The organism is Pseudoalteromonas sp. MSK9-3, assembly GCF_003590335.1.
Classification (GTDB): domain Bacteria; phylum Pseudomonadota; class Gammaproteobacteria; order Enterobacterales; family Alteromonadaceae; genus Pseudoalteromonas.
Genome location: NZ_MIET01000036.1, coordinates 62,691 through 75,714 on the forward strand (window position 1 = coordinate 62,691; position 13,024 = coordinate 75,714).

Sequence of the window (13,024 nt, forward strand, 5' to 3'; positions counted from 1 at the left end):
TAACCTGAAAGCCAATATAAAACCAAAAAAAACACAATATAGAATAAACCAATTAAAACTCAATTTATAATAAGTAAACCTTCAAATTAAACTTCCTCTGATTGTTCAACTTTATATTTTTGTAGCTTTACCTCTCTATCAGCCGAAGCGATAGTTTCTTTTCTATGCGCAATGATGACACGTGTTATTTTCAAACGTGATACAGCTTCATTAATGTCTGACTCAAGAGTGGTATCTAAATGGCTGGTTGCTTCATCCATAAATAAGATTTTAGGATCTTTATATAAAGCCCTGGCTAAAATTATACGTTGCTTTTGACCTCCAGATAAACTGGAGCCCATATCCCCAATTAAACTATCATACCCCATTGGCATAGCACTAATATCATCGTGTATTGCCGCCAGATCAGCACAATAAACCACACGTTCCATATCTATTGGCGTATCAAAGAAGGCGATATTATCTGCCACAGAACCAGACAACAGTTCATCATCTTGCATAACGGCGGCAATTTGTTGTCGATATTGGCGCGCACCAATTTGATCCAGTGCAACCCCATCAATTAACACCTCACCACTTTTAGCATGGTTCAAGCCAAGCATAATTTTTAACAATGTAGACTTACCACACCCTGACGGGCCTGTAATAGCTACGGACTCGCCTGCTTTAATCGTTAAATTAAGATTATTTAGCACATTAGGCGTTGCATCAGAATACGCAAAGCTAATACCTTTTAACTCAATACACCCTTCAATCTTATGACTTTTGGTGTTATCCGGTTGTAGCTCTTCTTTGTCAGTCAAGGCAATATCAGCAATACGATCAAAGTGTAAACCCAACATTTTAAATTCTATTAGCTTTTCTATCAGGTTTGCCGTTTTATCCATAAACTGACGCTTATAAGCCATAAATGCAAAGAGCATTCCGGTACTGAAACCCCCTTGGATCACCAAATGTGCCGCTAAGTACACAACAACGATATTTTCGATACCAAATAAAGCACGGTTAATCGCATCGTAACCAATTTGAAAGTTACCCAAACGAATATTTTGATTAATGGCGTTGGCATAACGATTCTGCCACTGACCTTCCCGTTTTACTTCAGAGCCAAACAGTTTAATGGTTTGAATGCCTCGAACGGTCTCCATAAAGTTTGAGTTCTCTTCCGCACGGGCCATAATTTCTTGCTCACTGATGGTACGAAATGGCTTATACATCGCGATCCGAACTAGCGCATAAGCAATCACAGCGACAAGCACAACAACCGAGAGCGTTGGACTATAAAAGAAGATCATGGCCAGTGTGATGATTGCCATTAAGCCATCAATAATCGCTTCAATAACCCCTGTAGTCAGTAATTGCTTAACTTGTTGCAATGACCCAAATCGAGAAACCACATCTCCCATATGACGCGTTTCAAAATACGACAATGGCAAACGAACTAAATGATGAAAGAGATTGGCACCTAACTGAATATTCATCTGATTACCAAAATGCAGCAGAGTAAAACCTCGCAGCACATTAGTACCAATTTCAAAGACCATGACTAAAAAGAACCCGACTGCCAGCACCGTGAGTAAAGAGGTATCACCTGTTAGTACCACATCATCGATCACCAACTGGATATAATAAGGCGCTGCAAGGGTAAAGACTTGTAACAACATGGATAGTGCAAAAATTAAAAATAGCGAACGTTTTAACCCAGTGATCCGACTCCAAAAATCAGAGAATTTAAGCGTTGGTGAGGCTTCTTTTTTCTCAAAACTCTTAGTCGGGGTGAGTTCTAATGCAATACCAGTAAAATGGTTTGATGCTTCTTTTAAGGTAAATGTTTTCTCGCCTGCGGCGGGATCATGAATAACAATTCGTTTTTCATTCGCCTTTTTGAGTACCACAAAGTGGTTCATATCCCAATGTAAAATACACGGGGTTTGCAGTGCATCGAGATCTTCAAGTTCAATACGTAATGGCCTTGAGGTTAACTCCAACTTCTCTGCAAATTGCATAATATCGAGAAGTGTTGCCCCTTCCATTGAGATACTAAATTTTTGTCTTAGCGAAATAAGGTCGCTATCATAACCATGATATGCTGCCACCATAGCCAAACTTGCCAAGCCGCACTCCGCAGCCTCAGATTGCAGGATGATGGGGAGTGATTTCCTTGACCAAAACTGTAGCTTTGCTACTGGTGCTTCGTCTTCAACTTGCATAATAAGCCGCCTTTATTCTAATTATTGTCTACAGCTTACAGCTGACCTTGAATACTAAATACCGGATCGAAAAGCCAGCGCAATAAAGAGCGCTCTTCAATAATTACATCCGCATCTAGCATCATCCCTGGGCGCAATGCAGAGGCTTTTCCATATGCGCTAACATGTTGATCGTCTAGCGTCACCACGACGCGATAAGCGGGCTCTGTAATAATACCAGGAGTGTTTGTCTCTTCGGGTAAAATAACACTGTTGCTCACTTCCATGATTTTCCCATCGTATACGCCAAACTTTTCATAAGGAAAAGCATGGTAACGCAAGCGTGTTTGCTGACCTTCATTGACAAAACCAAACGCTGAAGTTGGCACAAAAATAACCGCTTGCATTTCACTATTTTCAGGCAAAACAGACAATAAGTTCTGTCCTTCACTCACATTTTTACCAACTTTAGCTAAAAGCCCACTGACAACACCCGATTTTGGAGAACGTAACTCACCTAAACGCTGTTGCTCGATAGAAGAAAGCTGAATTTGTAAGTCCGCCTGTTGTGACAATAGCTGTGATAAACGACTACTTTGTTCTAACGGGAGTTTGATAAGCTGATTTTCTAACTGTTCTATCTGACTTTGCAGTGACAGTCGCTCTGATTTAATACTTGAAGATTGCTGTTGTAATGAGAGTAACGTATCTTTTTGCCGCTGTAGCTCTAGCTCAGAAATATAACCAGTACCTTTTAATGTACTGATTTGAGTCACCATTTGCTCATTGAGTTTTAACCTTTGTGCAAACGTGCTGGCTTGAGAGTCTAATTCATCTAATCGCGCTAACGCCGATTTTTTTTGTTGTGTAAGTTCTGCAGCATCTAATATATCTTGTCGTTTTTGCTGCTCAAGCTGCTGCTCTAAACTAGTTAGCTGAAAGCTGTATTGATTAAGTAAGGCCTGATTTAATTCCACTGCGTGCTTACTGTGTTTTGCAGACGCAATACGTAAAATAGGGTCTCCTTTGGCTACATAATCCCCCTCTTTAACCAATATCTCCGAAATCACCCCGGTTTGAGACGCCTTTAATTTTAATAAACCTGTATTAGGCTCTATCACCCCAGAGACACGTTCTTTACGTGTATATTTGCCCAATGATAAAAAGCATAAACTCACCACAACAACGACGATTATTAATAGGGTGAGCGTCTTAAATACGGGAGGTTGTACCAATGACACAGCACCTTCAAGCCGGTGCCGTTTATTTTCCATGACTTCTTTACGAAACAGATTATCCATAAATCTACTGCAGGCCTTTTAATTATTGTTATTGTTAATTTTTTGATTAACTCACATTAATGTACCACTTTGCATATAAGAAAGGAACAAGCTTGATTATTATACGATGAAGAGGAGGCTTCCCCTTCATCAAAGCAGTATAATTACTACGCCTTTTTTACAGGTCGTTGCCAACCTGTTAGGTTTCTTTGCTTGGCGCGCGCCACAGCCAATTGCTCGTCATCAACATGCGCAGTGATCACAGATCCCGCCCCTACTGTCGCACTTTTTCCTATCGTTACAGGCGCGACAAGAGAAGAGTTAGAGCCAATAAATGCATTATCGCCAATCACGGTCTGTGACTTATTGACGCCATCATAGTTGCACGTGATAGTCCCCGCGCCTATGTTCACCTTTTCCCCAACCTCAGTATCTCCAAGATACGTCAGGTGATTCGCTTTGGAGCCTTTGCCTAAGCGCGTTTTTTTCATTTCAACGAAGTTACCTACATGAGAATCTTCTTCCATAACCGCACCAGGGCGTAAACGTGCAAACGGCCCCAATGTACAGTGAGCCGCAACCTGCGCATCTTCAATCAATGTATTCGCTTTAATCACAACATTGTCACCAATACTGCAATCTTTTAAAACACAATTAGGGCCAATAACAACGTTGTTACCTAATATGACATTGCCTTCGAAAATAACATTGATATCGATATGTACATCTTGACCTGTGGTAACGCTTCCACGTACATCAACTCGTACAGGGTCAGCAAGTGTCGCCCCATTTAGCATTAACGTTTCAGCTTGCCATGCTTGAAATGCACGCTCCAATGCTGCAAGTTGCACACGATTATTTGCCCCTTCTACTTCCATGGGGTCATCAGGTTGAGCTGAAGATATCTCAACGCCTTCATTATGTGCCATAGCTACAATATCAGTGAGGTAATACTCGCCTTGTGCGTTGTTATTCGATAAATTTGACAGCCACTTTTTCAACAGTCGACCATTAGCCGCCATTATTCCGGTGTTAATCTCTGTAATTTTCAACTGTTCAGCGGTGGCATCTTTTTGCTCTACAATACCCACCAATTTTCCGTTGTCTCGTAACATCCTGCCATAGCCATTTGGGTTATCTAAATTGACTGTTAATACCGCTAACCCTTCTGAAGGTGTAGCCGCGAGCAGACGTTCTAATGTAGAACGCTTTGTTAAAGGCACATCACCATACAAAACCAATACAATATCATCATCATTAATGTGTGGTGTCGCAACAGCAACGGCATGGCCTGTTCCCAGCTGCTCTTCTTGAAGGACCCAGTTTACATCATTACTTGCTAACGCTAATTGTAATTGTTCACCACCATGACCGAACACTAAATTTGTCGCACGAGCTCCCATTGCAACAGCATTATCAATAACATGCTGTACCATTGGTTTTCCCGCTATTGAGTGTAAAACTTTTGGGAGTTTAGAGCGCATGCGAGTGCCTTTACCCGCCGCCAAGATAATTGAAGTTAGTGCCATGAATACTTGATCCTTTTAGAATAAAATATGAGCCAATGAAACTGGCAGCCGTAGTTTGCTTTTTTACGATAGCAACCAACATTTCTTATTAATCGTATTGTAACGCTCTTCATTCTAATTGGTAAGTGCTGCTGCAAATTGGATGTATTTTGCTACATAAAGTGTAGATAGGTGGCCCTAAAATACATATATCACGTTACAGTGACTCTATGTATATAGCGAGTACCAGCCCCCGCTGCATCTCATTGTGCTATAAATCACAGTGTTCTTTTTCGAAAAAAGAGACAAGTGCACCCTGCTTACTTAATTTATCTAGCAAATTGAAACTTCTCTGATCTAAATTACTCGAAATTAATAGCTTACTTCCTTTTATTTCATCGACGTGAAATTGCCATTGTTCTGAACTGTCGCAAAACCATAAACTGGAACCTGGTGTAATCATCGGATCATCGGACTCAATCGAGGTTTGATATTTTCCTAATACTGTGTACGAAGTCACAATAAATAACAACTGACCTTCAGAGAATGAATGCCCAGTATTAAGTTCTTTATTTATGAACTCAACATATCCATCCGTTTTAGCATGAAGGCGCTTCGCACGTTGTTCCGATTTCACAGTATATTCTAATAAACTTTGCCCTTTATTAACTCCATTCCCTACATATAGAACTTCTTTGTTTACAAGCTCTCCCGTCTCCCTTGCATAATAGAAATCACTTGCGGGTACCTGCAGTTCTAGCTTTCCATAGAGTGAACCTGCCATAACAGATAAGAAAAGAGGCATACTTATAATATTCAATCGTTAATTTCCTTCTACTTTTGTAACTACTTCATCGTTTAATAACGACGTTATATTCCTCCAAACACGCATTAGCTAGGAGTCTCTTTGGGAAAACCTATCCTTTTCAGTATCGATTCTCTTAACTTTAGTTATTTATGGTCCCTTTATTCACATCATCCACAATAAACAATATTTACTTTGCATCGAAGGTCGGTTTAATAAGTCACTTCTTTATCTTTTTCGTTCTCAATTTCATCACGCTATGGCTTGTTATTATTGTTGTTCGGGTGCCACATCCAGTAACTTCTTTATTTTTTTCGTTTTCAATGTCAGTTTCATCATGTTCTTGGTCTCGTAATTTATATACTGCTGCTTTGTGAGTAACTACAGATTAAACAATTCCACTGTTTTTAGGTAATTATAAAACCTTATATATCATCCATAACATTTAATACAAACCATTGATTTATAAACTTAAATAACAAAGTTAGCATTTGGTAATATTGAAAAGTCATTTCACACCTAAAATTATTTCCATCAACTTTAAAAGTTTCCTTTTTTATATGTCTTACCACAACTGCAAAGCGCTTAATAAATTACGGCTGAATATCGACCAGTAGAAAGACTCAACAAGCTTGCACAAAAAAAGTAATGTAAAGCATGAAATTAACGAGTACGTATAGAGGAAAAGTGCAAGCTGATGGCCGTATAAGTGGAAACCCATTATCATAAATTGCTTTTAAGCTGCATAAAGACTTTCATGCCACTCAAAAAGACAGTGACAAGCCCAACTGTAACTCCCCCTAAAAATGAAACAGTTCATAAGTAGAGTTTTCCATTAACAAAAATAGGAAAATTTACGATGAGAAAAAGTAAGTTCACCGAAACTAAAATTGTCAGCTGAGTCTGGCATTCCCGTCCCTGTATTAGCTCAGACTAGATCTTACATCTCACCTTGAAAAGTTGAGAGTTACCCGTTTTGATTAAAGGTGTCGAATCTTCAAATCAAAACAAAAGAGGTAACTCTCATGTTACATACTAACAACCCAATTATTAAACACAAAGCTGGCTTACTTAATCTTGCCGAAGAATTAGGTAACGTATCGAAGGCATGTAAAGTAATGGGCGTATCGCGAGATACGTTTTATCGATATCAAGAACTTGTGACCGATGGCGGTATTGATGCGCTTATCTATAAAAACCGCAGAGCACCTAACATTAAAAATCGAGTAGATGAAGCAACAGAAAAAGCAGTAATGGAGTATGCCGTCGCTCAACCGGCTCATGGTCAATACAGAACAAGTAACGAATTGCGTAAACAAGGTATCTTTGTTTCTGGTAGCGGCGTGCGCTCGATTTGGTTACGCCATAACTTAGAAAATTTCAAAAAACGGCTAAAGGCACTCAAAGCTAAGGTAGCAAAGGACGGCATTATCTTAACCGATGCTCAAGTCGCTGCACTTGAGAAAAAGAAACATGATGATGAAGCATGCGGTGAAATTGAAACAGCGCACCCCGGCTACCTTGGTTCACAAGATACGTTCTATGTAGGTAATCTGAAAGGTGTAGGTCGCATTTATCAGCAAACCTTCGTTGATACTTATAGTAAAATTGCCTTTGCCAAGCTTTATGCAACCAAAACGCCAATCACAGCTGCCGATATGTTAAATGATAAAGTTCTCCCGTAATTCGATGAATATGAACTTCCAATGTTACGGATATTAACTGACCGTGGCACTGAATATTGTGGTCGAGTCGATCATCATGGTTATCAGCTATATCTAGCGATCAATGATATAGAGCATACAAAGACGAAAGCTATGTCACCGCAAACAAATGGTATCTGCGAGCGGTTCCACAAAACTATTTTAAATGAGTTCTACCAAATTACATTTAGGAAAAAGTTGTATGCTGACATAGAAAAGCTTCAAAAAGATCTGGACGAATGGATGGATTACTACAACATTGAACGAACTCATCAAGGAAAAATGTGCTGTGGACGAACTCCGCTGGTAACATTAATTGATGGTAAATCGATTTGGGCTGAAAAGAATTTAGCTCAACTCAAAGCTGACAAAGCACCGTTAAAAAACGGGTAACTGTCAGATCAGGTCTGAGCTACTACACATTAAGTCATATCGGTAATTTTTAAGTCATCTAGATACGAAAGGTTATTTCACTTAAGCGCTATTTTTAGTAACTGGTTCTCTGATACCGTAATAATATCCAATAGGATATTGCCATTTACTTCAGAGTATTGCACACCACCGATGACTGAACCGGGACTATATAACTCCTCTATACCCTCAGAGTCATCACGGTTGATTTTATATACCTTGTCTCCATCAGAATAATAAATATTGCCGTGACCTACAGTAATTGAATGCTTGTATTTTGCCTGAGGTAGTTCATATTGCTCGATTTGCTCTCCAGAGAATATATCATAGAGCACAATTTTATCATTCGATGAGAGTGAAACCAAAGTAGACTCATTTAAATAGCCAATCCATAAAGAGGTTAAGGCTGGAACCTCTACTTTCTTTTTATCAATAATTGAATATCTAAATATTTTGCTTTTTACCTTTTTGTCACTAACAACAACAAAGCCTATTTGTTCTTTACCAAGAAACTCGGCAGAAATAACGGTGCCTTCAGTACGAATAGTATCGACTAACTGTAATGTTTTGTAATCATACAGCTCTATTTTGTCAGCGTGTTGCAACAAAAGTTGTTCCGTATCGTAATTATAACGAATTGCGCTAAGGCGGCCTTTAGGGATTTGAAGTGGTTGTCGTTCATTGGTGCTTTTTTGTGTAAAGCTAATGAAGCTCTCACTGCCTCGCCGTGTTAAAAATAAGTACCCATCATCAACTTCTATTCCTGAGCGATCTTCGTAATTACTTTCATCCACAATACTAACGTCATTAGTTTGCAAATTAAATTGATGGATATCTCTCAAAAAAGGATAACTGACTAGTAATAACGAATCTTTATCGAACGCTTGAAAGCTGGCATAGGCTTTATCTGTTTCTAATTCAACAATACTATGTATCTTGCGATTAAATAAATCGTATTCATAAACAATATTTTCAGTATTATCTAGCCAAACCAACATTCCTGATGGCTCATCATAAGTAACAGCCCATATTCGATGTGATGTCTCAAATAGTTTCTCTTGATTTCCACCGTCAGGGTCTGTCACATATAACTCATTAATATCATATTGGCGTCGCTCAAATAAAATGAGCTCTTTATCTGGAATATACGATAAGAAACGGTCACCATACGAGTTTAGATTTGGTGATGTAATTTGAAATTCATCGCCAGTCGCTAAGCTCCGATTGACCAATGCGGCTAATTCATCTCTATTTCTGTACCCTGTTTTGGAATAAATAAATCGATTATTGCCGGCACCGCCCCCCGTCATACTGTCATTTAAGTTACAATCAAATAAAAACTTATTATCTGAATTAAAGTCAGCATTCAAGCGCCAGACTTGGCACTTATCTTTTGTTGTTGCGCGATAAAAAATAGCATTGGAGTCTACCGACCACCCTAGCGGAAGGTAATTAACCCCCTCCTCTCCTAGCCGCTTTTCTTGGCCCCCATTGAGTCCTTTAACCACCAATGAATAATGTTGACTATCGTTTGAAATGAATGAAAAAGCCACCTGCTTTTTATCTGGGGATAATTTGAGTAAGGTATATCGCCCTGGTAACCAAGACAGTACACTTTCTTCTATACTTTTTTGTTGTACTTTAACATCAGTTTTAAAGCGATATCCTTGATATGCAGCTGCCGAAAGTACGACGGTAAAAAAAGTCATAATTACCGCTTTCTTTACATTGGAAGAACCACGTTTTGATGTTGATTTTTCAAGCTCTATCGCGTTATTTTGCTCTCTACTCACATTTTCTTTTTTGTCTGTTTCTTGATTTTTATCCGTGCTGGGTTGATGATAAATAATAATTGGCTCAAGGAAAAAGCTATACCCTTTTCGATAGTGAGTTTTTACGATAATACCTTTTTGCCGCTCAGACTTAAGCACCTTTCTAAGTTCAGACATCGCTCTATTAATGGCATTATCATCTACATAATTTTGCTTCCAAACATCATCAACAAGATCTTGTCTGGTAATTATCTGCTCACAATTGATCGCCAGATAACATAGTATGTTAAACAATAAAGGTTCAAGCTCTCGTTCTACTTCTCCGTCATGAATAGTTTGACGTTTTGGATCTAAACTCCACTCGCCAAATTTAACCTCTTTGACCTTCCTGGAAAAGCTAACTTCATTCATTGTTTAAAGCAATATAATTATGAGTAATCTGTTTATTCTATCGAATGGTACAGTGAACACAACTTTTTATTACAAAGTAGTTAGTGTATTCGTAACAATAATAATTTTTTAAACCAGTTAAAATTTAAGGGAATAAAATATATTTATCTATATATGTATGTATAATAATTGTAAAAAAAAGCCCACACCAAAAGGTGTGGGCTTTTTAAACCAGATAGGTTTGTATTTATTTGCGCAATTGACGGATAACGCGTAGCTGAGCAATCGCTTCAGCCAGTTGTGCCGCGGCAGCTTGGTGGTCAAGCTCTGAAGCTGCCCCTGATGCCATTTGAGTTTGCGCTTCACGCTTAGCTTCTTCAGCGGCTTGCTCATCTAGGTCTTCACCACGAATAGCAACGTCAGCAAGGACGGTTACTGTCTGTGGTTGAACTTCTAATGTGCCGCCAGCAACGTAGATGATCTCTTCGCTGCTGTCTGCTTTAACTAAACGTACCATACCAGGTTTTAGGCCAGTCAGGAGTGGGGCGTGACCTGGGTGAATACCCAACTCACCTTCACTACCTGTCACTTGAATTGTAGCGACGCTACCAGAGAATACACTCTGCTCTGCACTTACTACGTCAAGTTGTACTGTCATTGCCATAATAACCCCCTAAATTACATGTTTTTTGCTTTATCAACTGCTTCGTCGATAGAACCAACCATGTAGAAAGCTTGCTCTGGCAGATCATCATACTCACCGTTTAAGATGCCGTTGAAGCCTGCGATAGTGTCTTTCAGTGAAACGTATTTACCTGACGCGCCTGTGAATACTTCAGCAACGAAGAACGGCTGAGATAGGAAACGTTGGATTTTACGTGCACGAGATACAACTTGCTTATCTTCATCAGAAAGCTCGTCCATACCTAGAATTGCAATGATGTCTTTAAGTTCTTTATAACGCTGAAGAACTGTCTGAACGCCACGTGCAGTATCATAGTGCTCTTGACCAATTACTTGTGGGTCAAGCTGACGAGATGATGAATCTAGTGGATCTACCGCTGGGTAAATACCAAGAGACGCGATATCACGTGAAAGTACAACTGTTGCATCTAAGTGAGCAAAGGTTGTAGCTGGAGATGGATCCGTCAAGTCATCCGCAGGTACGTATACCGCTTGGATTGATGTGATTGAACCAGCTTTAGTCGACGCGATACGCTCCTGAAGTACACCCATTTCTTCAGCAAGTGTAGGCTGGTAACCTACCGCTGATGGCATACGACCTAGAAGTGCTGATACTTCAGTACCTGCTAGTGTATAACGGTAGATGTTATCTACGAAGAAAAGTACATCACGACCTTCGTCACGGAACTTCTCTGCCATAGTAAGACCTGTCAGCGCAACACGTAAACGGTTACCTGGAGGCTCGTTCATCTGACCGTATACAAGCGATACTTTATCAAGTACGTTTGAATCGTTCATTTCATGATAGAAATCGTTACCCTCACGAGTACGCTCACCAACACCTGCGAATACAGAGTAACCACTGTGCTCGATTGCGATGTTACGGATAAGTTCCATCATGTTTACGGTTTTACCTACACCGGCACCACCGAATAGTCCAACCTTACCACCTTTAGCGAACGGACATACAAGGTCGATTACCTTGATACCTGTTTCTAGTAGTTCGATTGAACTTGATTGCTCTTCATATGAAGGGGCTGCACGGTGAATTGACATACGCTCGTCTTCACCAATTGGACCTGCTTCATCGATTGGCTGACCCAATACGTCCATGATACGACCAAGGGTCTTTGTACCTACTGGAACTTTAATTGGCTCGCCTGTGCCTTCTACTGAAGTGCTACGACGTAAACCGTCAGTAGTACCTAGTGCGATTGCACGAACTACGCCGCCACCTAGTTGTTGTTGAACTTCTAGAGTCAAACCAACTAAGTCGCCTTCTGTAATTTTTACTGCTTCATATACAGCTGGCACGCTATCTTGTGGGAACTCGATGTCCACAACGGCGCCGATAATTTGGACGACCTTACCTAAACTCATGTCTATTCCTCTCGTTAAACTTTGCCGAAGCGTTATACCGCAGCCGAACCACTAACAATCTCACTGATCTCTTGTGTGATTGCAGCTTGACGTGCTTTGTTATAAATCAGTTGCAGCTCATCAATTAGGTCACCAGCATTATCAGTTGCGGCTTTCATCGCAACCATACGGGCAGCCTGTTCAGAGGCAGCATTCTCAACTACACCTTGGTACACTTGTGATTCAATGAAGCGTACTAACAGAGTCTCTAAAATAGCCTCTGGGTTTGGCTCGTACAAGTAGTCCCAAGCGTGAGCTGATACTTCTTCTTCAGCTTTTGGCAAAGGTAATAACTGATCGATTACTGGCTCTTGCTTCATGGTATTTACAAAGTTGTTGTATACCACGAATAAACGGTCAATTTTTCCTTCAGCGAATGCATCAAGCATTACTTTAACAGGACCAATTACGTCCTGAATTGAAGGTGCATCTCCAAGACCCGCTTTTTTAGCGAGTAGTTGACCACCGAAGCGTTGGAAGAAACCAGCAGCTTTGCCGCCTAGCGTTGCATATTCTGCGTCTACGCCTTTTTCTTTCCAAGCTTGTACGTCTTGTGTCACTTTTTTGAACTCATTCGTGTTCAAACCGCCACACAGACCACGGTCAGTAGAGATAACAATATAACCAACTCGCTTCACATCACGTTCTTCTAAGAACGGATGATGGAAGTCAAGATTAGCTTGAGCAACACGACCGATCACTTTGCGTAAGTTCTCAGCATATGGACGGCTTGACGCCACACGGTCTTGCGCACGCTTCATTTTAGAAGCGGCAACCATTTCCATTGCGCTGGTGATCTTCTGAGTATTTTTAATACTCCCGATCTTGCTTTTAATCTCTTTTCCGCTGGCCATGACTCTCTC

The 13,024-nt window shown here is 40.1% G+C and carries 8 protein-coding genes and 1 pseudogene; 1 reads left to right on the forward strand and 8 read right to left on the reverse strand.

The features are described from left to right. Positions 1-86: 86 nt before the first annotated feature. The 4 genes from BGP78_RS17405 to BGP78_RS17420 all read right to left on the reverse strand — a co-directional run bounded on the left by BGP78_RS17405 (position 87) and on the right by BGP78_RS17420 (position 5,797). On the reverse strand, positions 87-2,210 hold the full coding sequence (locus BGP78_RS17405; RefSeq protein ID WP_119862575.1) for a peptidase domain-containing ABC transporter: 2,124 nt from the start codon (positions 2,208-2,210) through the stop codon (positions 87-89). 35 nt (positions 2,211-2,245) lie between these two features. Next, positions 2,246-3,490, reverse strand: a complete 1,245-nt coding sequence (locus BGP78_RS17410) for an HlyD family efflux transporter periplasmic adaptor subunit (RefSeq protein ID WP_119862576.1) — start codon at positions 3,488-3,490, stop codon at positions 2,246-2,248. A 146-nt stretch (positions 3,491-3,636) separates the two neighbouring features. Further along, positions 3,637-4,998, reverse strand: a complete 1,362-nt coding sequence (glmU, locus tag BGP78_RS17415; protein WP_119862577.1) for a bifunctional UDP-N-acetylglucosamine diphosphorylase/glucosamine-1-phosphate N-acetyltransferase GlmU — start codon at positions 4,996-4,998, stop codon at positions 3,637-3,639. A 250-nt stretch (positions 4,999-5,248) separates the two neighbouring features. Next, positions 5,249-5,797 carry a hypothetical protein gene (locus tag BGP78_RS17420; RefSeq protein ID WP_147386089.1) on the reverse strand — a complete coding sequence of 183 codons (549 nt, stop codon included), beginning with the start codon at positions 5,795-5,797 and terminating at the stop codon, positions 5,249-5,251. A 1,010-nt stretch (positions 5,798-6,807) separates the two neighbouring features. On the opposite strand from BGP78_RS17420, the pseudogene BGP78_RS17425 reads away from it, so the two are divergent. Beyond that, positions 6,808-7,878 (forward strand): annotated as a pseudogene (locus BGP78_RS17425) (IS481 family transposase). Positions 7,879-7,955: 77 nt separating this feature from the next. On the opposite strand, the gene BGP78_RS17430 reads toward BGP78_RS17425, so the two are convergent. From BGP78_RS17430 to atpG, 4 genes are all read right to left on the reverse strand, one after another. Then, complete coding sequence (locus BGP78_RS17430) at positions 7,956-10,079, reverse strand: winged helix-turn-helix domain-containing protein (RefSeq protein ID WP_119862579.1); 2,124 nt, start codon at positions 10,077-10,079, stop codon at positions 7,956-7,958. A 226-nt stretch (positions 10,080-10,305) separates the two neighbouring features. Then, complete coding sequence (locus BGP78_RS17435; protein WP_040698348.1) at positions 10,306-10,725, reverse strand: F0F1 ATP synthase subunit epsilon; 420 nt, start codon at positions 10,723-10,725, stop codon at positions 10,306-10,308. 11 nt (positions 10,726-10,736) lie between these two features. Beyond that, positions 10,737-12,122 (reverse strand): F0F1 ATP synthase subunit beta, encoded by a 1,386-nt coding sequence (gene atpD / locus BGP78_RS17440; RefSeq protein WP_119862580.1) that lies wholly within the window; start codon positions 12,120-12,122, stop codon positions 10,737-10,739. A 32-nt stretch (positions 12,123-12,154) separates the two neighbouring features. Then, positions 12,155-13,015 carry a F0F1 ATP synthase subunit gamma gene (gene atpG / locus BGP78_RS17445; RefSeq protein ID WP_010366183.1) on the reverse strand — a complete coding sequence of 287 codons (861 nt, stop codon included), beginning with the start codon at positions 13,013-13,015 and terminating at the stop codon, positions 12,155-12,157. Positions 13,016-13,024: the final 9 nt, after the last annotated feature.

What these genes read in the sequence shown, in the direction of transcription:
- BGP78_RS17410 (WP_119862576.1), bottom strand. Translation starts at nt 3,490, where the DNA reads ATGGATAATCTGTTTCGTAAAGAAGTCATGGAAAATAAACGGCACCGG.
- atpD (WP_119862580.1), bottom strand. Translation starts at nt 12,122, where the DNA reads ATGAGTTTAGGTAAGGTCGTCCAAATTATCGGCGCCGTTGTGGACATC.
- glmU (WP_119862577.1), bottom strand. Translation starts at nt 4,998, where the DNA reads ATGGCACTAACTTCAATTATCTTGGCGGCGGGTAAAGGCACTCGCATG.
- BGP78_RS17430 (WP_119862579.1), bottom strand. Translation starts at nt 10,079, where the DNA reads ATGAATGAAGTTAGCTTTTCCAGGAAGGTCAAAGAGGTTAAATTTGGC.
- atpG (WP_010366183.1), bottom strand. Translation starts at nt 13,015, where the DNA reads ATGGCCAGCGGAAAAGAGATTAAAAGCAAGATCGGGAGTATTAAAAAT.
- BGP78_RS17405 (WP_119862575.1), bottom strand. Translation starts at nt 2,210, where the DNA reads ATGCAAGTTGAAGACGAAGCACCAGTAGCAAAGCTACAGTTTTGGTCA.